Origin of the sequence: Enterobacillus tribolii (genome assembly GCF_003363015.1) — a bacterium.
Taxonomy (GTDB): Bacteria; Pseudomonadota; Gammaproteobacteria; order Enterobacterales; family Enterobacteriaceae; genus Enterobacillus; species Enterobacillus tribolii.
Map to the genome: position 1 here is coordinate 174,847 of NZ_QRAP01000003.1, position 24,274 is coordinate 199,120.

18 protein-coding genes are annotated in these 24,274 nt (G+C 56.3%); 10 read left to right on the forward strand and 8 right to left on the reverse strand.

Features of this window, described 5'->3' with window-relative positions:
* Nucleotides 1-2: 2 nt before the first annotated feature.
* The gene (locus tag C8D90_RS08220; RefSeq protein ID WP_115457963.1) at nucleotides 3-4,343 is read right to left on the reverse strand and encodes a 2-hydroxyacyl-CoA dehydratase; all 4,341 of its coding nucleotides are present in this window, start codon (nucleotides 4,341-4,343) and stop codon (nucleotides 3-5) included.
* Nucleotides 4,344-4,988: 645 nt separating this feature from the next.
* On the opposite strand from C8D90_RS08220, the gene C8D90_RS08225 reads away from it, so the two are divergent.
* From C8D90_RS08225 to C8D90_RS08235, 3 genes are read left to right on the forward strand one after another with little or no spacing between them, the layout of a single operon-like run.
* Nucleotides 4,989-6,203 carry an efflux RND transporter periplasmic adaptor subunit gene (locus C8D90_RS08225; protein ID WP_115457964.1) on the forward strand — a complete coding sequence of 405 codons (1,215 nt, stop codon included), beginning with the start codon at nucleotides 4,989-4,991 and terminating at the stop codon, nucleotides 6,201-6,203.
* Nucleotides 6,203-7,732: a DHA2 family efflux MFS transporter permease subunit gene (locus C8D90_RS08230; RefSeq protein WP_115457965.1), complete on the forward strand. Its 1,530-nt coding sequence runs from the start codon at nucleotides 6,203-6,205 to the stop codon at nucleotides 7,730-7,732. The genes C8D90_RS08225 and C8D90_RS08230 overlap by 1 nt, the downstream gene beginning before the upstream one ends.
* Nucleotides 7,732-8,217, forward strand: coding sequence for a helix-turn-helix domain-containing protein (locus C8D90_RS08235; protein ID WP_230472983.1), 486 nt, complete (start codon nucleotides 7,732-7,734; stop codon nucleotides 8,215-8,217). Before C8D90_RS08230 ends, C8D90_RS08235 begins: the two co-directional genes overlap by 1 nt.
* Before the next feature lie 19 nt (nucleotides 8,218-8,236).
* Here C8D90_RS08235 and gap read toward each other — a convergent pair whose 3' ends face one another.
* The 3 genes from gap to C8D90_RS08250 all read right to left on the reverse strand — a co-directional run bounded on the left by gap (nucleotide 8,237) and on the right by C8D90_RS08250 (nucleotide 10,757).
* A complete protein-coding gene (gene gap, locus C8D90_RS08240; RefSeq protein WP_115457966.1) occupies nucleotides 8,237-9,238 on the reverse strand; it encodes a type I glyceraldehyde-3-phosphate dehydrogenase in 1,002 nt (333 codons plus the stop codon).
* A 365-nt stretch (nucleotides 9,239-9,603) separates the two neighbouring features.
* Complete coding sequence (locus C8D90_RS08245) at nucleotides 9,604-9,882, reverse strand: DUF5339 domain-containing protein (RefSeq protein WP_115457967.1); 279 nt, start codon at nucleotides 9,880-9,882, stop codon at nucleotides 9,604-9,606.
* A 296-nt stretch (nucleotides 9,883-10,178) separates the two neighbouring features.
* Nucleotides 10,179-10,757 (reverse strand): TetR/AcrR family transcriptional regulator, encoded by a 579-nt coding sequence (locus C8D90_RS08250; protein ID WP_115457968.1) that lies wholly within the window; start codon nucleotides 10,755-10,757, stop codon nucleotides 10,179-10,181.
* 191 nt (nucleotides 10,758-10,948) lie between these two features.
* Here C8D90_RS08250 and C8D90_RS08255 point away from each other — a divergent pair, with 191 nt between their 5' ends.
* From C8D90_RS08255 to C8D90_RS08265, 3 genes are all read left to right on the forward strand, one after another.
* On the forward strand, nucleotides 10,949-12,052 hold the full coding sequence (locus tag C8D90_RS08255) for an MBL fold metallo-hydrolase (protein WP_115457969.1): 1,104 nt from the start codon (nucleotides 10,949-10,951) through the stop codon (nucleotides 12,050-12,052).
* Nucleotides 12,053-12,090: 38 nt separating this feature from the next.
* A complete protein-coding gene (locus C8D90_RS08260; protein WP_115457970.1) occupies nucleotides 12,091-12,432 on the forward strand; it encodes a RamA family antibiotic efflux transcriptional regulator in 342 nt (113 codons plus the stop codon).
* Between the two features lie 298 nt (nucleotides 12,433-12,730).
* Nucleotides 12,731-13,237 carry a DUF523 domain-containing protein gene (locus C8D90_RS08265; RefSeq protein WP_115457971.1) on the forward strand — a complete coding sequence of 169 codons (507 nt, stop codon included), beginning with the start codon at nucleotides 12,731-12,733 and terminating at the stop codon, nucleotides 13,235-13,237.
* Between the two features lie 236 nt (nucleotides 13,238-13,473).
* Here the strand turns inward: C8D90_RS08265 and C8D90_RS08270 are convergent, their stop codons facing one another.
* Nucleotides 13,474-14,694 carry a BaiN/RdsA family NAD(P)/FAD-dependent oxidoreductase gene (locus C8D90_RS08270; protein WP_115457972.1) on the reverse strand — a complete coding sequence of 407 codons (1,221 nt, stop codon included), beginning with the start codon at nucleotides 14,692-14,694 and terminating at the stop codon, nucleotides 13,474-13,476.
* 263 nt (nucleotides 14,695-14,957) lie between these two features.
* On the opposite strand from C8D90_RS08270, the gene pitA reads away from it, so the two are divergent.
* Entirely contained in the window at nucleotides 14,958-16,451 is a 1,494-nt protein-coding gene (gene pitA, locus C8D90_RS08275; protein ID WP_115457973.1) for an inorganic phosphate transporter PitA, read from the forward strand.
* A 69-nt stretch (nucleotides 16,452-16,520) separates the two neighbouring features.
* Here the strand turns inward: pitA and uspB are convergent, their stop codons facing one another.
* Nucleotides 16,521-16,856, reverse strand: a complete 336-nt coding sequence (gene uspB / locus C8D90_RS08280; protein WP_115457974.1) for a universal stress protein UspB — start codon at nucleotides 16,854-16,856, stop codon at nucleotides 16,521-16,523.
* Between the two features lie 692 nt (nucleotides 16,857-17,548).
* On the opposite strand from uspB, the gene uspA reads away from it, so the two are divergent.
* The 3 genes from uspA (at nucleotide 17,549) to gdhA (ending at nucleotide 21,308) form a co-directional block, all read left to right on the forward strand.
* On the forward strand, nucleotides 17,549-17,986 hold the full coding sequence (gene uspA, locus C8D90_RS08285; RefSeq protein WP_115457975.1) for a universal stress protein UspA: 438 nt from the start codon (nucleotides 17,549-17,551) through the stop codon (nucleotides 17,984-17,986).
* 275 nt (nucleotides 17,987-18,261) lie between these two features.
* Complete coding sequence (gene dtpB / locus C8D90_RS08290; RefSeq protein WP_115457976.1) at nucleotides 18,262-19,752, forward strand: dipeptide/tripeptide permease DtpB; 1,491 nt, start codon at nucleotides 18,262-18,264, stop codon at nucleotides 19,750-19,752.
* Between the two features lie 212 nt (nucleotides 19,753-19,964).
* Nucleotides 19,965-21,308, forward strand: coding sequence for an NADP-specific glutamate dehydrogenase (gene gdhA, locus C8D90_RS08295; protein WP_115457977.1), 1,344 nt, complete (start codon nucleotides 19,965-19,967; stop codon nucleotides 21,306-21,308).
* Between the two features lie 20 nt (nucleotides 21,309-21,328).
* On the opposite strand, the gene rsmJ is transcribed toward gdhA, so the two are convergent.
* Both rsmJ and prlC read right to left on the reverse strand, forming a co-directional pair.
* Nucleotides 21,329-22,078: a 16S rRNA (guanine(1516)-N(2))-methyltransferase RsmJ gene (rsmJ, locus tag C8D90_RS08300; RefSeq protein WP_115457978.1), complete on the reverse strand. Its 750-nt coding sequence runs from the start codon at nucleotides 22,076-22,078 to the stop codon at nucleotides 21,329-21,331.
* 4 nt (nucleotides 22,079-22,082) lie between these two features.
* Nucleotides 22,083-24,125: an oligopeptidase A gene (prlC, locus tag C8D90_RS08305; protein WP_115457979.1), complete on the reverse strand. Its 2,043-nt coding sequence runs from the start codon at nucleotides 24,123-24,125 to the stop codon at nucleotides 22,083-22,085.
* Between the last annotated feature and the right edge of the window lie 149 nt (nucleotides 24,126-24,274).

Sequence of the window (24,274 nt, forward strand, 5' to 3'; positions counted from 1 at the left end):
GGTTATGACGCGCCGCCCAGCAGCAGACTGTCGTTTTTACCGCATGGTTTGCAGGCTGAGAAATCCGGGTCCGGCTCGTTTTGCAGATAGATGGCGTTTTTCGCCACCGACATCATCAGCTTCAACCGGTTGAGCTGGTTAACTTCGCTGGCGCCCGGATCATAGTCAATGGCGAAAACATTCGCGGCCGGATAGCGCGCCTTCAGGCTTTTGATAATGCCGCGTCCGGTAATATGGTTCGGCAGGCAGCCAAAAGGCTGAACACAAACGATATTGTTCACGCCGGTTTCCAGCAGTTCCAGCATCTCCGCCGTCAGCAGCCACCCTTCCCCGGCCTGATTACCCAACGACACCATCTCTTCCGCCATGGAGGCCAGTTCGGCTATCGGCGGCGGTGCGCTGAAGCGCCGGCTTTTCGTCAGCGCACTGCGCGCCGCGCCGCGGATCCACTCGATGTAACGGGTCACGGCCTGATTAATCGCCATGTTCATGAAACTTAACCCGTACTGCTTGTGATCGAAGCGCGTGCCGTAGGTGCAGGACAGGAAGAAATCAAGCATGTCCGGCACCACCGCTTCCCCGCCTTCGGCCTCGATTTGTTTCACCAAATCGTTGTTGGCGCCGGGGTGGAACTTGACCAAAATCTCGCCGACTACGCCAACCTTAGGCTTATGCACATCACGCAGCGGCAACCGGTCAAAGTCTGCCACGATCCCATCAATATCACGCCGGAATTGCCGCATATTGCCATCACCCAGCAGGTTTTCCTTACAGCGCAGGTTCCAGCGGTTAAACAGCCGGTCAGCCTCGCCGGCGACCAGCTCATAAGGCCGGGTGCGAAACAGCACTTTCATCAACAGATCGCCGTAAATCACCGCCATGATCGACTTTTTCACCATCGTAAAGCTGTAGCGGAAACCGGGGTTTTCCTCGATGCCTTTGTCGCTCAGAGAAATAACCGGCACCTGCGGGAACCCCGCATCCTCCAGCGCCTTGCGGATGAACGCGATGTAATTGGTGGCCCGGCAGGCGCCGCCGGTCTGGGAAATAATCGCCGCGCTGTATTGCGGGTCGTGTTCCCCGCTGGTCAGCGCCTCTACGATCTGCCCGGTGACCAGCACGCACGGATAGCAGGCATCGTTGTTGACGTACTTCAGCCCTTCCTCAATGGCGGCTTTGCTGACTGTTTCCAGCACCTTCAGCCGGTAGCCTTCGCTGTGGAACACCGACTGCACCAGGTCAAAATGGATCGGCGACATCTGCGGCGCCAGGATGGTATGCGTTTTGCGCATCGCCTCGGTAAACGGCACCCGCTGTGCGCGGTAAGGCTGCGCGGTGTCATCCGCCGTGCCGCGCTGGCTGCGGGCCTCCATCGCCGCCTTGAGCGAACGGATACGGATACGCACCGCGCCGAGGTTGGCGCCTTCGTCAATCTTGATCAGGGTATGAATCTTGCCGGCGGCGCGCAGCACATCTTCAACCTGCTCGGAGGTCAGCGCGTCCAGGCCGCAGCCGAACGACGTCAACTGCACCAGCTCCAGCTGCGGCGTGGCAGCGACGAACGCCCCCGATGTGTACAGCCGGGCATGATAGGCCCACTGGTCGATTACCCGCAGCGGGCGCTGCAACAAGGCATCGCCCAGATGCGCCACGCTGTCTTCGGTCAGTACCGCCATGCCCTCTTCGATGATGATGCGATCGATACCATGATGAATCCCCGGGTCCAGATGATAAGGACGCCCGGCCAGCACGATACCGTTACGGCCGTTGGCCGCCAGCCAGTCCACCACCGCCTGCCCGCGATCGCGGATCTCCTGGCGCACCGTCTGCAATTCCTGCCAGGCCTCGCGCACCGCCTGGCGGACCTCCGTCCGGGTAACACCAAGCGATTTGAATTCACCCGCCAGTACCTTTTCCATCGACTCAAGGTGATTGAAGTTGAGGAACGGATTATGGAACGGCACCTTGCCGTCGCGGATAGGGTCGACGTTATGGCGCACCAGCTCGGAGTAGGTACTGACCACCGGGCAGTTGAAGTGATGATCGCTGCCGCCGAACTCCTGCCACTCGTACGTTACCGAAGGGAAAAAGAGGCGGTCGACTTTACGATCCAGCAGATGTTCGATGTGCCCGTGCACCATCTTGGCCGGGTAGCAGGCCGACTCCGACGGAATGGTTTCAATACCTTTCAGGTATAAACGGTCGGTGGAAGGCGGGGAAAGCACCACCCGGAAGCCCAGCGCGGTAAAGAACGTATGCCAGAACGGATAGTTTTCATACATATTCAGCACGCGCGGAATACCGACGCTGCCGCGCGTCGCCTGTTCTTTGCTCAGCGACGGGTAGTCAAACAGGCATTGCTCTTTATATTCATACAGGTTGGGCAGTTCGCTTGGCGCGATCTCGGCCCGTGCGCCCTTCTCACAGCGGTTGCCGGAAACAAATTCACGTCCGTCGTCGAAACAGTTGATCGTCAGCAGGCACTGGTTGTTGCACTTTTTGCAGCGATCGCTTTGCTGACTTACGCCAAAGGCCGTCAGGGCGCCGGGGTGAAGCAGGGTGCTTTCCGCCCGGCTTCCCGCCCGATCGCGCGCAATCAGCGCCGCGCCGTAAGCGCCCATCAGCCCGGCAATATCCACGCGCACCACCTCGCGCTGCGTCAGTTGCTCAAACGCGCGCAGCACGGCTTCATTATAGAAAGTGCCGCCCTGCACCATGATTTTCTGCGGCAGCATGTCCATGCGCTTGAGTTTAATCACTTTAAACAGCGCATTCTTGATAACGGAATAGGAAAGCCCGGCGGAAATGTCCGCTACGGTAGCGCCCTCTTTTTGCGCCTGCTTAACGCGCGAGTTCATGAACACGGTGCAGCGCGAACCGAGATCGACCGGCCGCTGCGCCAGCAACGCATTCTGCGAGAACTCCGTCACCGGCACGTTCAGGGAGCGGGCGAACATTTCGATAAACGAACCGCACCCCGCAGAGCAGGCTTCGTTGAGCAGAATACTGTTAATCGCTCCGTCGCGGATGTACAGGCATTTCATGTCCTGCCCGCCGATGTCGAGGATAAACTCCACACCCGGCAACAGGGCTTCGGCGGCCCGGTAATGCGCCACGGTTTCCACTTCGCCGTGATCGGCCTGGAACGCGGCCTTGATCAGTTGTTCGCCGTAGCCGGTGGTCACCACCTGCGCTATCGTCACGCCCTCCGGCAGCGCGGTGTAAATCTGGCACAGAATATCGCGCACCAGCGTCAGCGGATCGCCTTTGTTGTTGCCATAAAAATCATACAGCAGCTCGCCCTGTTCACCGATCAGCGCCACCTTGGTGGTGGTGGAGCCGGAGTCGATGCCCATAAAGACGCGGCCGCGATAGCTTTCCAGCGCAGCGCGCCGGACGTTGGCCGCGGCATGGCGGCGGCGGAAAGCGTCAATCTCTTCCTGCCGCGTAAACAGCGGCGTCAGCAGATCGGACTCTTTTACCGTGTTCTCCTGCGCCCCCTCAAGGCGGGCAATCAGGTCCGGCAACGTCATCCGCGCTTTGCCGTCACTCTCCTCCATCGCCAGCAGCGCGGCGCCCATTGCGACAAAAAGCTGCGGATTTTCGGGGAAAATGACGTCATCTTTCTTCATCCGCAGGGTTTTAATGAAAAGCTTGCGCAGATTGGAAAGGAAATAGAACGGCCCGCCGAGAAACGCCACCTTGCCACGGATAGGTTTACCACAGGCCAGGCCGCTGATGGTCTGGTTAACGATGGCCTGGAAAATAGAGGCGGCAATATCTTCACGCGCTGCGCCCTGGTTAATCAGCGGCTGTACGTCGGTCTTGGCGAAAACGCCGCAGCGCGATGCGATGGGGTAAAGCGTCTGGTAATTGTCGGCCAGTTGGTTCAGGCCGGCCGCGTCGGTTTCGAGCAGCGACGCCATCTGATCGATGAACGCGCCGGTGCCGCCCGCGCAGCTGTTGTTCATCCGCTGATCGACGCCGTGCCGATCAAAATAGGTGATCTTGGCATCTTCGCCGCCCAGCTCAATGGCGACGTCCGTTTGCGGGATCAGCGTGGTGATGGTTTTGGCCCCGGCAATAACCTCCTGCTCAAAAGGAATGCCCAGCAACGCAGAAAGCGCCAGCCCCCCTGAGCCGGTAATCACCGGAGTAATCTCCCCGCCGGAAAAATGCTGCCGTGCCTGTTCCAGTAAACGCAACAGTGTCTGACGGATATCAGAGAAATGGCGTTGATAGTCACAATGGATCAGTTGTTGCTGCGCATCCAGCAGCACCAATTTAATTGTCGTCGACCCCACATCGATGCCGGCAAAATATCCATTTGAAGGGTTTGCCATGAATCCCCGCTCCTCCCTTTATACCGTTTACGGCGATCCGAAAACCATGTTTTCGATTCATTGCCGTCTGTTTTTAGCCTGTAATAATTTTCCAGTCAAAAACTAACATGCATTTTAAAAGTAGACATCATCTTAATTGTACCGGGCAAATACCGATGCACGAATTGATCATATGTGGCGTAGTGCACAAATTGCCAATATATGCCCGCTCACGCGACAAATTTTGTGCGTTATCTCATCGGATAGCCGTCCATTTCCCTAAATAAATCAGCACGATTAATTTTTCTTCATGCCGGGGCATTGACATGTAGTTGCCCTGGCAGTAACTTTAGTCCTGAATAGCTGCCAGGGCAAATACATTACCGTCACGGACCGGCCCGCAGGCTTACCTTACAAGGGTGAATAATATAAAAATGATAATTATCAATGAAATGGAATATGACTCTATGTTGCATGCTCCACCGGCCCTCCCGCCCGAACGCGCGCGATACCGGGGATGTGACGACATTGCCGTTGTTAACTCAGCATATTCGCCGGTTAAAAAAGCGCTAAAACTATAAATATATCGAAACGAAAGATCGTAAATGCACGATCCCGACGGATGGATTAATCACTGAGTGACATCATCATTCAACGGTAAAAAATATGGACGACAAACCTCAAAATGCTCCCGCGGATATTCAATCGCAACGTAATAAACAATTAACAGGTAAAAGAAAAACCTCTTTCATCATTTTTTTCTTCATTCTGTTAATTGCCTCTGCGGGTGCAATTCTTTATTACCAATTGCATGCCAAATATTATGAAGAAACCGACGATGCTTACGTCAACGGCAACCTGATCGTTTTATCTCCGCAAATTACCGGCACCGTGACCCGGGTGGTGGCGGATGAAGGGGATTATGTCGAACAAGGTCAGGAAATCGTGCGCCTCGATCCCAGCGAAACGGAGATCGCCCTGCAAAACGCGCAGGCCAGCCTGGCCGGCGCGGTACGTCAGGTGCGCGGCCTGTACAGCACCGCCGATAACTATCGCGCGCAGCTCGCCGCCAAAGAGGTGGCATACCGTCAGGCGCAGAACGACTACAACCGGCGGCGCAATCTGCTGAAAACCGGCGCCATCTCCGCCGAAGATCTGACGCATTACCGCGAAGCGCTGGATGCAGCCCGCAACGAACTGGACGCCGCGCGTCAGGCGCTGAACACCCAGCTGGCCCTGGTGGACGACACCGTCCTGGCTTCGCACCCCGATATCAAAACCGCCGTTGCCCAGCTGCGCCAGCGTTATCTTGACCACGCCCGCACCCGCATCATCGCCCCGGCCAGCGGCTTCGTCGCCAAACGCGCCGTGCAGCTCGGCAACCGGGTACAGCCCGGCAGCACCCTGCTGTCCATCGTGCCGCTGAATGAGGTTTGGGTAGATGCCAACTTCAAGGAAAATCAGATGCGCGAGATGCGCATCGGGCAGCAGGTGACCCTGGTGTCTGATTTATACGGCAGCGACGTCAGCTATACCGGCGAAATTGAAAGCCTGGGCATCGGCACCGGCTCCGCGTTCTCGTTACTGCCGGCGCAAAACGCCAGCGGCAACTGGATCAAAATCGTGCAGCGCCTGCCGGTTAAAGTGCGGCTGCACGCCAAAAATCTGGAGCAGTACCCGCTGCGCATCGGTCTGTCGATGACCGCCACCGTCAGCCTGAAGCAGACAGAAGGCGCCCTGCTGGCCAACAAACGGGTCACGAACGCGCGCTACAGCACCGACGTCTACGACAACCCGCTGGCGCAGGCTGATGAGATGGTCGCGCGCATCCTGCATGAAAACGGCGCCGGCTACCACGAAACGGCACAGGCGCGTCCATAATGGCCGAAACGACCTTTCAGCCACCACGCCTCTGGCTGGCGACGCTGGGATTATCACTGGCGACGTTTATGCAGGTGCTGGACTCAACCATCGCCAACGTCGCCCTGCCCAGCATCGCCGGGGATCTCGGCGTCAGCGGCGAACAGGGCACCTGGGTTATTACCTCGTTCGGCGTCTGTAACGCCATCGCGCTGCCCCTGACCGGCTGGTTTTCCCGCCGTTTCGGGCAGTTGCGCCTGTTCACCGCCTCCGTTGCGCTGTTTACGCTGACCTCGTTTCTCTGTGGGCTGGCCCAGTCGATGACGCAGTTGATCCTGTTCCGCGCCTTACAGGGTTTCTTCGCCGGGCCGCTGTTTCCCATGTGCCAAACGCTGCTGCTGTCGATTTTTCCCGCGGCGAAGCGGGGCATGGCGCTGGCGCTGCTGTCGATGGTCATCGTGATTGCGCCGATCGTCGGCCCCATCACCGGCGGCTGGCTGACGGACAATTATTCGTGGCCGTGGATTTTCTACATCAACATTCCGACCGGTATTTTCGCCGCCATTGTGGTATGGGTGCAGTTGCGCGGGCGCGAAGAAACGGCGCGCAAGATCCCTATCGATTATATCGGCGTCGCGCTGCTGGTGGTTGGCGTCGGTTTATTGCAGGTCGTACTGGATAAGGGCAACGATCTGGACTGGTTCGAATCACGCACCATCATCGCCCTCGGCCTGATTTCGGTTGTCGCCCTGATTTCGTTTGTGATCTGGGAATTAACCGACAGCAACCCTATCGTTAACCTGCGTCTGTTCAAAAACCGTAACTTTACCGTCGGCACCTGCGCGCTGTTGCTCAGCTACTCCGCCTTCTTCGCCGTCAACCTGATCCTGCCGCAGTGGCTGCAAACCCAGATGGGCTACACCGCCGTCTGGGCCGGGCTGGCCGCCGCGCCGGTGGGATTGCTGCCGCTGCTGCTGTCGCCGCTGATCGGCCGCTATTCCAACCGGATCGACATGCGTCTGCTCGCCAGCGTCTCCTTCATCGCCATGGGGCTCTCCTGCTTTATGCGCGCCCGGTTCAATACCGACGTCGATTTCGCCAGCATTGCACAGGTGCAGATGTTTATGGGACTGGGCGTGGCGCTGATGTTTATTCCGCTCAACACCATCCTGCTTTCCAACCTGTCGCCGTCGGACGTAGCGGAAGGATCGGGGCTGGCGACGTTCCTGCGCGTGTTGGGCGGCAGCTTCGCCTCTTCGCTGACCACCTGGATCTGGCACCGGCGGGAAATCCTTCACCACGCCAACCTGACGGAACATATCACCCCGTATAACGGCAACAGCATTGATTACCTGGAACAGGCCGGCGGCATCAGCCAAAGCACGCTCGCTCAGCTGGATCGGCTGGTAGAGCACCAGGCGTACATGATGTCGACCATCGACTACTTCACCCTGCTGGGTTGGGTCTTCCTGTTGCTGATTTTCAGCATCTGGTTCGCCAGACCCCCCTTTATTTCATCCGGCGGCAAAGCGCCGGCAGGAGGACATTAATGAGGGAAACTCCGGAACAACACGCCCGCTACAAGCATTTCGCCGCCATGCTGGCGCAGTGGATTGAAAATAATCTCGAAACCAAGCTGGACATCAGCGTCGTGGCGGTTAAAGCCGGTTACTCCAGGTGGCACCTGCAACGCATTTTCAAAAGCGTTACCGGGCAATCCCTGGCGACCTACATCCGGCTGCGTCGCCTGACCGCATCGGCCCTGATGCTGCGTTCAAGCCAGGAAACCATTCTGAGCATCGCGATGCGTTACCACTTCGATTCACAGCAGTCGTTTTCGCGCACGTTTAAGAAGCATTTCGGCCAGGCTCCGCAGAGCTATCGCCGGCAAACGGACATTGACGACGCCAAACTCTTTCTGCCCTACGCACCGGAGCAGCGGCAGGCGGCGGAAGAACGGGCGGTAAAAACGCTGCCCATGCCGGGTTATGCGGCCGAAACAAAACGCCCCGCATACAGCGGGGCGCGGCTCTAACAGCAGACGGGAAACAGCCTTAAAGCTTGGCGTATTTTTCCAGCGTTCTGACCAGTTGGGTGACGAAGCCGTATTCGTTGTCGTACCACGACACCGTTTTCACCAACTGCAGATCGCCGAATTCCGTCACTTCGGTCTGCGTTGCGTCAAACAGTGAGCCGAACTCGGTACCGACGATGTCGGACGACACAATTTCTTCATCCGTATAACCGAACGAGGGGTTGTTTTCCGTGGCTTTCTTCATCAGCGCGTTGATTTCATCCACGGTTACTTTTTTCTCCAGCACAGAGACCAGCTCCGTTACCGAGCCGGTCAGCACCGGAACCCGCTGGGCGTGACCTTTAAGCCTGCCGTTCAGCGCCGGAACCACCAGGCCGATGGCCTTGGCCGCGCCCGTGGTGTGAGGAATGATGTTTTCCGCCGCGGCACGTGATGCACGCAGATCTTTCCCGCGCGGCCCGTCGACCAGAGACTGGGTGCCGGTGTAGGCATGGATCGTCGTCATCGTGCCGGCTTTGATACCGAAACCATCATGCAGCGCTTTCGCCATCGGCGCCAGGCAGTTGGTGGTGCAGGACGCCACGGAGATAATCGTGTCGCCCGCGCTCATGGCGTCATCGTTCACGTTGAACACAATGGTTTTCATATCCCCGGCCGGGGCGGAAATCAGCACTTTTTTCGCGCCGGCGTCCAGGTGCGCCCGCGCTTTATCTTCGGACGTATAGAAACCGGTGCACTCCACCACGATTTCAACACCGAGCTTACCCCACGGGATATTGCGCGCGTCTTTTTCGGCGTACACGGTGATTTTTCGTCCGTCAACGATCAGCGCGTCATCGGTATAGTCCACTCTGGTTTTAAAAGCGCCGTAACTGGTGTCGTGCTTCAGCAGGTAAGCCAAGACCTTGGGCGATGTCAGATCGTTTACCGCCACGATCTCCAGTTCGCTGGAAACCTCAAGCAGCCTGCGTAAAACCAAGCGGCCGATGCGTCCGAACCCATTGATACCAATCTTCTTCATCACGTACCTCCACGTTAACGTGAAACGATAAAACCTGCAGAACAGCTTCAACTATTAGTACACCCCGGCTATTCCCGCAAATTCACAAAGGAAAATGATTCAGCGGCGTGTCCGCCGGACTTTACATCGAAGGAAACGGACGAATAAGAAAAAGGGGGGAAAGGAAAAGTGATAAATATAGCGGGAAAATGTGTCACCATGAATAAGATCAGATAAAACCGACGGAAAATCCCTGGTAAAGAAAAAACCACGCATTCGTTAATATCAGAGAATTGCGCTAATTCACTGCTGTAATCACTATACCGGCAAATAAAAAAGCCGGATAAAAAATGATATCCGGCTCTATTTCAGACTAAAAATCGGGCTTACTGGATGCCCATCGATGCTTTCATCTGGCCCATATACTCCAGACCCTGCTTACAGGCAGTGTCCTGAGACTCCGCAGGCATCGCGGCGATTTGCTTCTTGCTCTCTTCCATCTGAGTTTTCATCGCGTCCATCTGCGCTTTAGCCGCTTCATTCTCAGAGGCTTTAGCGATCAGCGCGTCGACTTCATCAACGTATTTTTTACAGGTATCGGTCATGTCGGCAAATACAGAGGTAGATAAAGCCAGCAAACCGCAAGCGAGAACTAATTTTTTCATTGTGCATCCTGCCCTAAAAGATTAATAAAAATAATATGCATAATTATGCCCGATAATTTTAATTCATTCTTAATAGGTAAAAAAGTATCTGGCCCACATTGTCACAACCCGGGAATTAATCAAGCTTTCGCTGCTTAATAATAAAAGCGATTAAACACAAGCAATTATATGCAGAGGATAACAACAGGAAGGATGTATTAAGCAAAACAGAATGCCTAAATAAGGAATAGTCCTAACGCCCCCGGGAAAGCGGGAAAAACATTTCCGACGCCGCAAGCCAGCGCCGGACTTAACGCTTATTCCCCATTGGTAATCGCTTTCCACGTCGCCTCAAAGCCGATGTTTTTATACTCAGCGGCGCGTTCGGGGTCGCGGGTGGCGAACTCCATCGTGGTATCCGCCAGCGCCATAAACATACCGTGGCCAAAAGTACGGAACGGCGACGTGCGGAAGATCGGCCGTACGGACTGCTCACACCGCCGGTACATTTCCGGATACATATCCGCGCCTTGCTGCTCCGTCTCTTCGGTGATTTTGTCGCTGACCGCCAGCTGGCGCATAGTACGATGCCCTTCGGGATGAAGGATCGCCCAGTCGATGTAGCAGTTCCAGATATAGTTCGTGTATTTTCTGGCGTCATGCTCGCTGCTGTCGATATTCTCCAGCGTGAACTGACACAGATCCTGCTTCAGGAACAGGTATACCCCGTTGAGCAACTCGTCTTTGGTCGCGAAATAACGAAACAATGTGCCTTCGGCAACGCCCGCCTTCCGGGCAATCAACGACGTCGGCGCACTGATACCCAGCTGTGCGATTGCGGCGGTTGCCGCTTCCAGCAGAGCCTGCTTTTTCTCTTCACTTTTAGGACGCGCCACCGCGTTTTACCCCCCGCGCGTTAAAAAACGCATGATTGAAACACGATCCCCTACGTACCGCAACATTTGTATAGATTCTGTAAACCTGCTTGACGGTATAACGTCGCCACCTATAATGAGTAATTACTCACTCATAATCAAGTGAATCACTCAGGAACGCACGGAGTGTGTGATCGGGTTAGCGTCTAAACATGAAATTTCTCAAAGTCAGCGTGGTGATTGTGATGTTATTAGCAGCGGCGGGATGTGTTTCGTTAGGCCTCAATGCCGGCTTCGGCCATGCCCCGCAGGGAGAACGCGCGGAGCAACTGGCCCGTTCCCCGCACTATAATGACGGGCAGTTTCATAATGAACTGCCGACGACCATGCTGACCGGAGACAAGGGGCAGCTGGCCCTGCTGTGGGAGTTTGTCGCGGGCAAGCGGGAAAACCTGCGCCCCGCCGGCGATCTGCCGTATGTCACCACCGATCTGGCAGCGCTGGAGACGCAGGAAGATGTCATCGTCTGGCTGGGCCACTCCTCGTGGTACATGCAGCTGGCGGGCAAACGCATTCTCATCGATCCGGTTTTCAGCGACTACGCCGCGCCTTTCTCCTTCCTGAACAAAGCGTTCGGCGGAAAATACCCGTGGCGGGCGGAAGACATGCCGGAAATCGATTATCTGCTCATTTCCCATGATCATTATGACCACCTGGATTACGCCACGATCCAGGCACTTAACCCAAAAGTCGGGCAATTCCTGACGCCGCTGGGCGTAGGCGCTCATCTTGAACATTGGGGGATCCCGCCAGACAAGGTCCGGGAAGCGGACTGGCGGCAGTCGTGGACGCTCACCAACACGCTGACCGTTCATGTTCTGCCTGCACGGCACTTCTCCGGACGCAGCCTGAAGAGGAACCAAACGCTGTGGGCCAGCTTTCTGTTCGAAACGCCGGTGCGCAAGATTTATTACAGCGGTGACAGCGGCTACGGCCCGCACTTCAAAGCCATTGGCGATCGTTTCGGCGCTATCGACATCGCGATTATGGAAAACGGCCAGTATGACCCCGGTTGGCAGCAGATTCACATGATGCCGGAGGAAACCGCACAGGCCACCGCCGATCTCAACGCACGCGCCGTCATCCCCAGCCACGCTGGTCGCTTCGTACTGGCGAACCACGCCTGGGACGACCCTTACCGCCGGCTGGCGGCGGCAAGCAAGAACTACGCATTTTCATTATTAACGCCCAGGTTGGGCGACGTTGTTTACCCGGCGCAGAAGGATCAAACCTTCGGCGCATGGTGGGAAGAATAAATAATCCGGCGAATAAAAGAATAGTTTAAGGAGAAAGCATGAATATTCCCGTTCAGGTAGTAGAAGTGCTGGTCGACTGGATCGATCAAAACCTGCATAAACCGCTGCGTATTGATGAAATCGCCCGCTATTCTGGTTATTCCAAATGGCATCTGCAACGACTGTTTTCACGCCATACGGGCGAGAGCCTGGGGCAATATGTACGCAAGAGAAGACTGCAAATGGCGGCGCAGGAATTGCTTGATACCAATGACAGGATTCTGGATATCAGCATGAAATACGGCTTCGATTCGCAGCAGACGTTTACCCGGACTTTCAGCAAAACATTCCACCAGACGCCGGGGGCTTACCGGAAATATGGGAACATGGAGGCCAGGTGAAAACGGGGCCGGCGTGTTGGATAAAATCACGCCGGCGTTTTTGTCATATATTTATCCGTCATTTTCACCTACGAGAAAATGTAAGTATCCCGCATAATCATTCCCCCGCTTCCAGTGAACCTATGATGTACTTTTGAAGCTAATTTTTGCTTTTCGCTCACAGCGGACCTGGCTACTTTCCTATCTGCCCGTTTTATTCCCGCTTTTATCACGGTGCGCCGTGCCAGGATAAGCAGGTTAATGCATAACGCTAACGTGTTATAATCCAGGCGTTTTATTATCTTAATTGCAAGAAAAAATGATAAACAAAATTCTGGTAAGCGCTTGCCTGATGGGTTTCAAAGTCCGCTATAACGGCAGTGAGAAAGCCCCGATAATCGCTCAGCTTGCCCATTGGCAACAGGAGCAACGTCTGGTGATCCATTGTCCTGAACTGGCTGCCGGGTTGTCTGTACCACGCCCTCCGGCAGAGATTATTTCTGCTAACGGTAACGACGTGATGCATGGACGAGCCAGAATAACAGAAAATACAGGGCGGGATGTTACTGAGCACTATCAGCTTGCAGCCTGGCTGGCACTGCGTACCGCACAGGAGTCTGGTTGTACTGCTGCGTTGTTAACTGACGGTAGTCCAACATGCGGCAGCCGGTATATCTATGACGGCTCTTTTAGCGGCCAGCGTAAACCAGGTATGGGAGTCGCAGCATCGTTACTGTCTGAGCATGGTATAGCCGTGTTTTCAGATACGCAGCTCACAGAGCTTATTACCTGGATAGAGGAAAGGGAAAGCGACACATTCAGTTAATGATGTCCAAATCCGGAGATCCACCTTGCTGACACTCAGCAGCCAAACAACAATATGTTGGCTGCTTCAGGCCATGTGCAGGCCTTATTAACATTGATGATGTATACAGATTAACGGTTCTAACTTAGTCAAAGCAGGTTTAAAAGCTACATTAGCACCAAAGAGTAAATCCCTTTGGCTCTCTGACGGGTATTTCCTTAATACTTTACGTTTTTTCAATACGAAACTAACAAAAACTACAAACCAGCCCCCTTCCCTCCGCACCGTTCCCCCAGCGCCTGCGCACACGCCCAGGCCGAGCTCCACGCCCACTGAAAGTTATACCCGCCCAGCCAACCGGTCACGTCCACAACTTCACCGATGAAGTACAGCCCCGGCACCTTATGCGCTTCCATCGTCTTGGAGGAAAGCCCGGCCGTGTCCACGCCGCCGATCGTCACCTCCGCCGTGCGATACCCCTCCGTGCCGTTAGGCTGCACCCGCCAGTTGTGCAGCGTGTCCGCCAGTTGCGTCTGTTGCCTGGCATCCAGCTGTTTCAGCGTTAACTCCGGAATCTGGCCGAGGGTTTGCAGGCATTCCACCAGCCGGCGCGGCAACCGTTTTGCCAGCGTATTCTTCAGGCTTTGGTTCGGATGCTCAGCCCGTTCCCCATCAAGGAACGCATTCAGGTCATCATCCGGCAGCAAATTCACGCTGACCAACTCCCCCGGCTGCCAGTAGCTGGAAATCTGCAAAATCGCCGGGCCGGACAGGCCGCGGTGGGTAAACAGGATATTTTCACGGAAGGCAACGCCGGACTCCGCCGTCACCAGTGCCGGCACCGACACGCCGGAAAGCGCCTGAAGATGTTCCAGCACCGGCTTGTGCAGCGTAAACGGCACCAACGCCGCACGCGTGGGCAGAACGTTCAGGCCGAACTGCTGCGCCAGCTGATAGCCGAACGGCGTAGCGCCCAGCCCCGGCATCGACAGCCCGCCGCTGGCGACGACCAGCGCCGGCGTACGCACCTCTCCACCATTGAGGCGAATAAGGAACGCCTCCTCACCTTCGCGCGCCACCTCCAGCACTTCGCTGCGCAAACGCAGGGTAACCTGGCCTTTGGCGCACTCCTGCAACAGCATGTCGACGATCTGCTCCGCGGAATCATCGCAGAACAGCTGGCCCAGCGTTTTTTCATGCCAGGCGATCTGATAACGCCCCACGAGATCGATAAAATCCCACTGGGTATAACGCGCCAGGGCAGACTTACAAAAATGCGGATTTTGTGACAAATACGCCGCCGGTTCCGTATAGAGGTTAGTAAAGTTGCAGCGACCGCCGCCGGACATCAGGATCTTCCGCCCGGCTTTCTTCCCGTTGTCGACAACCAGAACCCGTAATCCGGCCTGTCCCGCCTGCGCGGCGCAAAACAATCCGGCCGCTCCGGCGCCGATAATCACCGCATCAAATCTTTCCACACCCTGCCTCATATCCTGCCGTGATGAAACGGCACTCACAAATTCTGAAAAAGCATTGTAAACGCCGTTTTCCGGCGGCTCCAGTGTAAGAAAATATTAATGAGCAAAGAAGGCGGCAACCCTATGAATTTATGAGAGTAATCTAATTTTAATGACATCTTTTGCCACAAAAAAATCAAAAAATAGTCATATTTCTCTTTTACCCAACCCGCTTTCTCACAGATAATGCGCCGCGTTCATGTCCACTACCTGGCGTAACGCTTATGCTACATCTTTTTGCAGGGCTAGATTTTCACACTAGCGTAATGTTGGTACTCGCATTGCTGTTCGTGTTGTTTTACGAAGCCATCAACGGTTTCCACGACACGGCCAACGCGGTGGCAACCGTTATTTACACCCGGGCAATGCGTTCGCAGCTTGCCGTCGTGATGTCCGGTATCTTCAACTTCCTTGGCGTGATGCTGGGCGGTCTCAGCGTTGCTTACGCCATCGTCCACATGCTTCCGACCGATCTGCTGCTAAACGTGAGTTCTGCCCATGGACTGGCGATGATGTTCTCACTGTTGCTGGCGGCGATCATCTGGAACCTCGGCACCTGGTATTTCGGTTTGCCGGCCTCCAGTTCCCATACCCTCATCGGGGCGATCATCGGTATCGGCCTGACGAACGCGCTGGTCACCAACGCTTCCGTGGTAGATGCGCTCAATATCCCGAAAGTCATCGGCATCTTTATGTCGCTGATTATCTCCCCTCTGGTAGGTTTGATCGTGGCAGGCGGTATGGTTTTCCTGCTGCGCCGTTACTGGAGCGGCACCAAAAAACGCCAGCGCATTCACATGACGCCGGCGGAACGCGAAAAAATCGACGGCAAACGTAAGCCGCCGTTCTGGACCCGTATCGCCCTGATCCTGTCCGCCGTCGGCGTCAGCTTCTCTCACGGCGCCAACGACGGCCAGAAAGGCATCGGTTTGCTGATGCTGGTGCTCATCGGCGTTGCGCCGGCGGGCTTCGTCGTCAATATGGACGCCACCGGGTATGACATCGCCCGTACCCGCGACGCCGTGGTGCACCTCCAGCAGTACTACGTTAAAAACAAGGACACCCTGCCGCACATCGTGGGCAGCGAGCCGACAGCGCCGGTCGAAGTCGCGCTGAACAGCGGTGAATTCCACTGTCACAGCGACCGCGCGCTGATCGCCATTGAACAGGCGCAGGGCATGCTGGGTAATCTGCAAAGCTACAGCGAACTGAACGTTGAGCAGCGCAACCACATGCGCCGTCTGCTGATGTGCATCGCCGACACGTCGGAGAAAGCCGGCAAGCTGCCGGAAACCAGCCTGAGCGACCGCCGCTACCTCGGCGATCTGCGTAAGGACCTGCTGCAAACCGTCGAATATGCGCCGATGTGGATTATCGTCGCCGTCGCGCTGGCGCTCTCCCTTGGCACCATGATCGGCTGGCGCCGCGTGGCGACCACCATCGGGGAGAAAATCGGCAAGAAAGGCATGACCTACGCGCAGGGGGTTTCCGCCCAGATGACCGCGGCTATCTCCATCGGCGTAGCCAGCTACACCGGGATGCCGGTTTCCACCACCCACGTGCTCTCCTCCTCCGTTGCCGGCACCATGATCGTTGACGGCGGCGGCGTGCAGAAGAAGACGGTGAAGAACATCCTGTTAGCCTGGATACTGACGCTGCCGGTATCCATCGTACTGGCCGGCGGCCTGTACTGGCTGGCGCTGACGTTCGTGCTCTGATTCTTTCCGGGCAACAAAAAACCCGTCAGGTGAACCTGACGGGTTTTTTTATATCCTTCCCTGAGGCAGTCAATACCAGACCGCCAGCGATACCAGACACACCACCACCAGCCCACACAGGGCGCTGGTCAGCATAAACTGACGGCGCAGGCGCTCACAGCGACGGATAAACTCATCATCATGATGATCGAGATACCGTTGTGCGTAAATATAACGAACCAGACGGATTTGTTTGCTGGGCTGACCGTGTGCGGTAAAAAACCCGGCTCCGTCAACGTATTGATATAAAAGCGGATCACAGCCGCGAAGAACCACCAGCAGTGCCCGCAGTGAGGAGTAGTAGCGCACCATGTTCACCACGCATACCACAAATAATGCCCAGAACAGCGCAACGGTATTAACCATGCTCTCCTCCCGGCAATCACCCCGCCATAGCACGGAATGACCGCACTCGTTATTTTGCCAGACAACTTTTGGTGCCTTGCCTGCGCACCAAACCGCAGTATTTCTTATCGGGGAGGTGGCCCAGCCTGATTATTCGGCAAGCCACTATCTACCAGTTTAGGAAAAGAATACGAAAATGGAATAGAGATCACGGCAACAAATTCGCAGATCTTGTGCGACAACGAATAATGCGTTCCGCTGTCACCAAAACTCACGATCTATTCCTAAAATAAAAGCAGAAAACGTGAGCAAGCCGGTAAACCAGCGACAAAAAAAGTACTAATTGCTGATACAGAGCATTCTGCACTTGCTTTCAGTAAGGGCTATCCTTATAAAAAACGGGGCTAATCTTTTACGCCGCCCCGCTTTCACGCGTTATAACCATCGCATAACGATGTGAGCACAAATACAGCAGTCAGGCGGCTTTTTGCCGCCGGGGCATAGGCGAATACGCCTTCCGGGTGTAAAACAAAAGGGTCAGCCCTCATTCAGATGCACGACGGCTATGCAACATTTGGCTATAAAAACCCGCATGTTGTGATCGGAGAGACACCCTCGCAACGGCGGACAGTGATAACATGCAGGCATGCAAGAAGCCCGGTACAAGCAAATGCCTGTCACCTATTCATCGGCTTTTACGGAAGGAGTACTTTATGGCTTATAAACATATTCTGGTTGCTGTAGACCTTTCCCCTGAGAGTAACATTCTGGTCGAGAAAGCGGTTTCTATGGCTAAGCCATACAATGCCAAAGTTTCTCTGATTCACGTTGATGTCAATTACTCCGATCTCTACACCGGTTTGATCGACGTTAATCTCGGAGACATGCAGAAACGCATTTCCGACGAAACGCATCATGCATTGACCGATCTCTCCCAGAACGCCGGTTATCCCATCGCAGAGACCCTGAGCGGCAGCGGTGACCTGGGACAGGTATTGGTTGACGCGATCAAGAAGTACGACATGGATCTGGTGCTGTGCGGCCACCATCAGGACTTCTGGAGCAAGCTGATGTCTTCCGCGCGCCAGTTAATCAACACCGTGCATATCGACATGCTGATCGTTCCCCTGCGCGATGAAGATGACGACTAATCATTTAATTAATCAATGAATCTCCAAACGCCCGCTCATGCGGGCGTTTTTCTTTCCGCGTTTTTATCTCCCGCCGGACAAAAGCTGATTAGTGTGATCAACCACTAAGTCAGTCAACAAACAATACAATAACCTATCATCCACAAATCATATGGAATTAAATCAAAGCCGAAAGGCAATGAAATGGAATTCTGTTCGTTCATCAACCACAAGACGGCATGCCATCTGATGCCCGCCTACACTTCTAAGAACCATCACGCAGAGGCAGATTTACCATGGATAAGCCCACCCCTGTCGGTTTATTGCATCAACCCAAACCCTTTTTCATGATCTTCTTCGTCGAACTGTGGGAGCGGTTCGGCTACTACGGCGTGCAGGGGATCCTGGCGGTCTTTTTCGTCAAACAGCTGGGATTCTCACAGGAACAGGCGTTCATTACCTTCGGCGCCTTCGCCGCACTGGTTTATGGCCTGATCTCCATCGGCGGCTACGTGGGCGATCACCTGCTCGGCACCAAACGCACCATGGTGCTGGGCGCCATTGTACTCGCCGTCGGTTACTTCATGACGGGGCTGTCGCTGCACAGCCCGAATATGATTTTCATCGCGCTGGGCACCATCGCGGTGGGTAACGGCCTGTTCAAGGCCAACCCGGCCAGCCTGCTGTCGAAGTGTTATCCGCCGAAGGACCCGCGTCTGGACGGGGCGTTCACCCTGTTTTACATGTCCATCAACATCGGTTCGCTGCTCTCCCTCTCCGCCGCGCCGGTCATTGCGGACAAATACGGCTACGCCATCACCTACAACATCTGCGGTATCGGCCTGATCGTCGCGCTGCTGGTCTACTTCGCCTGCCGCGGCATGGTGCGTAATATCGGTTCCGAGCCGGACCACCGCCCCCTGAACGTGAAAAACCTGCTGATGGTGCTGCTGGGCACCGTCGTCATGGTGTACGTCTGCGCCTGGCTGATGCATAACGTCAAAATCGCCAATATCGCGCTGATCGTTATCTCCATCGGCGTGGTGTTCGTTTTCTTCCGCGAGGCGTTCAAACAGGACAAGATCGGCCGCAACAAAATGTACGTCGCTTTCGTGCTGATGATCGAAGCTATCCTGTTTTACATTCTGTACGCACAGATGCCGACCTCACTCAACTTCTTCGCCATCAATAACGTCCACCACGAAATTCTCGGCTTCACGATCAACCCCGTGAGCTTCCAGGCGCTGAACCCCTTCTGGGTGGTGGTCGCCAGCCCGATCCTGGCATCGCTCTACACCCGCCTCGGCGTTAAGGGGAAAGACCTGACCATGCCGGCGAAATTTACGCTGGGTATGTTCCTCTGCTCACTGGGCTTCCTGACTGCCGCCGCCGCGGGGCTGTGGTTCGCTGATGCGCAGGGGCTGACTTCGCCCTGGTTCATCGTGCTGGTCTATCTGTTCCAGAGCCTGGGCGAGCTGATGATCAGCGCCCTCGGTCTGGCGATGGTCGCGGCGCTGGTGCCGCAGTATCTGATGGGCTTTATCCTCGGCATGTGGTTCCTGACGCAGGCGGCCTCCTTCCTGCTGGGCGGCTACGTCGCCACCTTCACCGCCGTGCCGGAAGGCATTACCGACCCGCTGCAAACGCTGCCGATCTACACCGGCGTCTTCAGCAAAATCGGCATCGCCACCCTGATCATCGCCATCATCATGGCTATCATGGTGCCGTGGCTGAACCGGATGATGAACGCAACCGGAGACGCCTCAACGCCCGCACAAAAAGGCTGATTCCCGTCCTTACCCGCGATGATCCGCATACCTGAAACCGGCGGATCATCGCGCATCGCTAATATTTCTCCCGCTCTCATCAGAAAAAAAACTTGTTAACCCCGGTATTGCTGGTGTTATAGTCGAAAACGCAAACACGGCAACCAGCCACAACTAAAATAATCATAAAAATACATATATTTCATTAAATTATCACAAGGAGTAAAAGCTCTATGGAGAATTTTTCGTCTCTAGAAAGTTTCCTGTCCGGTGTACAACAGCGAGATCCACATCAACCTGAATTCCTTCAGGCCGTGCGCGAAGTAATGACGACCTTATGGCCGTTTCTGGAACAAAACCCGCGTTATCGCAATGGCGCGCTGCTGGAGCGTTTGGTCGAACCTGAGCGCATCATTCAGTTCCGCGTCACCTGGCTGGATGACCACGGGAAGGTTCAGGTGAACCGTGCCTGGCGTGTTCAGTTCAGTTCGGCGATCGGCCCGTTCAAAGGCGGCATGCGTTTCCACCCCTCGGTAAACCTGTCGATTCTGAAATTCCTCGGCTTCGAACAAACGCTGAAAAACTCCCTGACCACCCTGCCTATGGGCGGCGGCAAAGGCGGCAGCGACTTTAACCCGCGCGGTAAAAGCGAAGGCGAGATCATGCGTTTCTGTCAGGCGCTGATGTGCGAGCTATACCGCCACCTCGGCCCGGACACCGACGTCCCTGCCGGCGACATCGGCGTAGGCGGCCGTGAAGTGGGTTACATGGCCGGCATGATGAAAAAGCTGTCCAACAACACCGCCTGTGTGTTTACCGGCAAAGGCCTCTCTTTCGGCGGCAGCCTGATTCGTCCGGAAGCCACCGGCTACGGCCTGATTTATTTCACCAACGCCATGCTCAAACGTCACGGCCTGGGCTTTGAAGGCATGCGCGTCGCCGTTTCCGGCTCCGGCAACGTGGCGCAATACGCCATCGAGAAAGCCATGTCGCTGGGCGCGCGCGTTATCACCGCTTCCGACTCCAACGGCACCGTGGTGGACGAAGCCGGCTTCACCGAAGAGAAACTGGCCCGCCTGTGCGAAATCAAATCCCAGCACGACGGCCGCGTACGCGACTACGCCAACGAATTCGGCTTAACGTATCTGGAAGGCCAGCAGCCCTGGGGCGTTCCTGTTGATATCGCCCTGCCCTGCGCCACCCAGAACGAACTGGACGTCGAGGCGGCGCGCAAGCTTATCGCCAACGGCGTGAAAGCCGTGGCCGAAGGCGCCAACATGCCGACCACCATCGAAGCCACCGAACTCTTCCTGGAAGCGAACGTGCTGTTTGCGCCGGGTAAAGCGGCAAACGCCGGCGGTGTGGCGACATCCGGGCTGGAAATGGCGCAGAACGCCGCGCGTATGGGCTGGAAAGCCGAGAAGGTGGATCTGCGTTTGCACCACATCATGCTGGACATCCACCAGGCCTGCGTGGAGTACGGCGGTGAAAGCTCACAAACCAACTACGTTCAGGGCGCCAACATCGCCGGTTTCGTGAAGGTTGCCGACGCCATGCTGGCGCAAGGGGTGCTGTAAGCGCCCCGGCCCTTCCACCGTTATGCCTGCGGCATATAGATATCAAACCGGTGGTTTTTGGTCTCCGTCGCCGCATGAGCGGGAATTCCCGCCAGCGGCGGCGCGTAATCCGGCCGCTTGACCACCACCCGTTTGGTGGCAAGCCGGCGTGCCGGAGCCAGCAGTTCATCCGCATCGGCATCTGCCCCGACCAGGGACTGAAACACCCGCATCTCTTTTTTCACCAGCGCGCTCTTCTGCTTGTGCGGATACATCGGATCGAGATACACCACTTCCGGGCGCGGCGTCAGGCTATCCAGCGCGTCAATACCGGAAGCGTGGATCAGCGTCAGCCGCTCACGCAGCCAGCCGCCGATTTCCGCATCTTCATAGCCGCGCCGTAAACCGTCATCCAATAAAGCGGCCACCACCGGGTGACGCTCCAGCATCCGCACCCGGCAGCCGACCGACGCCAGCACGAACGCATCGCGTCCCAGCCCCGCCGTGGCGTCCACCACGTCAGGCAGGTAATCGCCCTTAATGCCGACCGCCTTCGCCACCGCTTCGCCGCGACCGCCGCCGAACCTGCGCCGGTGCGCCAGCGCGCCGCCGGCGAAATCGACAAAAATCGCGCCCAGTTTGGGTTCGTCCAGCTTGCGCAGCTCAAGATGTTGCGGCGTCAGCACCAGCGCCATCACAGCAGCGGGATCGTGCGTCAGCCCCCAGCGCTGCGCCAGATGCGACAAGGCGCCGCTGTCGGCGCCTTGTTCGGTAATCAGTTGAATGCTCAACGGATTACCCTTTGATGCCGTAATGACGCAGCATGGCGTCGATTTTCGGCTCGCGTCCGCGGAAATTGCGGAACAGGTTCATCGGTTCGTCAGAGCCGCCCTGTGACAGGATGTTGTCCAGGAAAGCGCGGCCGGTATCCACGTTGAAAATCCCTTCCTCCTCAAAGCGGGAGAAGGCATCCGCCGAAAGCAGTTCGGCCCACAGATAACTGTAATACCCCGCCGCGTAACCGCCGGCGAAGATATGGCTGAATGCGTGCGGGAAACGGCCCCATGATGGAGACGGCACTACGGCGACCAGCTTTTTCACTTCCTGCAGGGTTTCCAGAATCTTTGGCCCCTGCGCCGGATCGAACTCGGTATGCAGGCGGAAATCGAACAATCCGAACTCCAGCTGACGCAGGATAAACAGCGCCGCCTGATAGTTTTTCGCCTCCAGCATCTTGTCCAGCATCGCCTGCGGCAGCGGTTCGTTGGTCTGATAGTGACCGGAGATGAAGGCCAGCGCCTCCGGCTCCCAGCACCAGTTTTCCATGAACTGGCTCGGCAGTTCGACCGCATCCCACGGCACGCCGTTGATGCCGGACACCCCCGGCGTTTCCACGGTGGTCAGCATGTGATGCAGGCCATGGCCGAACTCATGGAACATCGTGGTCACTTCGTTGTGGGTGAACAGCGCCGGTTTATCGCCGACCGGGCGGTTGAAGTTACAGGTCAGATACGCCACCGGCTTCTGCAGCGTGCCGTCGCTGCGGCGCATGCGGCCAACGCAGTCATCCATCCAGGCCCCGCCGCGCTTGTGCTCGCGCGCGTAAAGATCGAGGAAGAAACTGCCGCGCAGTTCACCGCTGTCATCGAACAGATCGAAGAAGCGCACCTCCGGATGCCACACGTCAACGTCATGACGCTCTTTCGCCGTGATGCCGTAAATGCGTTTCACCACTTCAAACAGGCCGCTCAGCACGCGCTGTTCCGGGAAGTACGGGCGCAGTTCCTCATCGCTGATGGAATAGAGATGCTGCTTCTGCTTTTCGCTGTAGTAGGTAATGTCCCACGGCTCCAGCTCGCTGACGTTGTAGTGCTGGCGGGTAAATTCGCGCAGTTGCGCCAGCTCCTCCTCGCCCTGCGGGCGGGCACGTTTCGCCAGATCGGTCAGAAAATCCAGCACCTGACGGGGATTTTCCGCCATCTTGGTCGCCAGTGATTTATCTGCGTAAGAGGCGAAGCCCAGCAGTTGCGCCAACTCGTGGCGCAGCGTCAGCGTTTCCGCCATGATCGCGCTGTTGTCCCATTTGCCGGCATTCGGCCCCTGATCGGAAGCGCGGGTGGTAAATGCCTGGTACATCTCATGGCGCAGCTCGCGGTTGTCGGCATAGGTCATAACCGGCAGGTAACTCGGCATATCCAGCGTCAGCAGCCAGCCTTTCTGCTCTTTGGCTTCCGCCTGCGCCTGTGCCGCGGCCAGCGCGCTTTCCGGCAGGCCGGCCAGTTGTTGTTCATCGGTGATCAGCTTGCTCCAGCCCATGGTGGCATCCAGCACGTTATTGCTGAACGCGGAACCCAGCTCGGACAGGCGGGCCATAATCTCGCCATAACGCTGCTGCTGCGCTTTCGGCAGGCCGATGCCGGACAGCTCGAAGTCACGCAGCGCATTCTCCACCGCTTTTTTCTGCGCCTTGGTCAGGCCGGCGAACGACGCGCCTTCCTTCAGATTGCGATAGGCTTTGTACAGCCCTTCATGCTGCCCCACCCAGGTGCCGTATTCCGACAGCAGCGGCAGGCATTGCTCGTAGGCGCTGCGCAGTTCCGGGCTGTTTTTCACCGAATTCAGGTGGCTGACCGGGGAGAAAATCCGGCTCAGGCGATCGTCGGTTTCCGCCAGCGGCTGGCACAGGTTGTCCCAGGTGAACGGAGCGCCCTGCGCCACAACCCGCTCAACCTCCGCACGGCAGTCCGCCAGCGCCGACGTAACGGCGGGGACGATATCCTCCGGTTTAATCCGGGAAAAAGGCGGTAAGTCGAACGGCGTCAGTAACGGATTGGTCATGGAAACGATCCTTATAAAATGGCGGCCCGGGAGCCCGCGGCCGGGCAGCGAATGAATACAGGTTAACACCGCCAGCGCGGCAGCGTAATGAACGTTATATGAGGTTAAGTGTAGCGAATATCAATAGTTAAGCGTTCCGATTCTTGCGA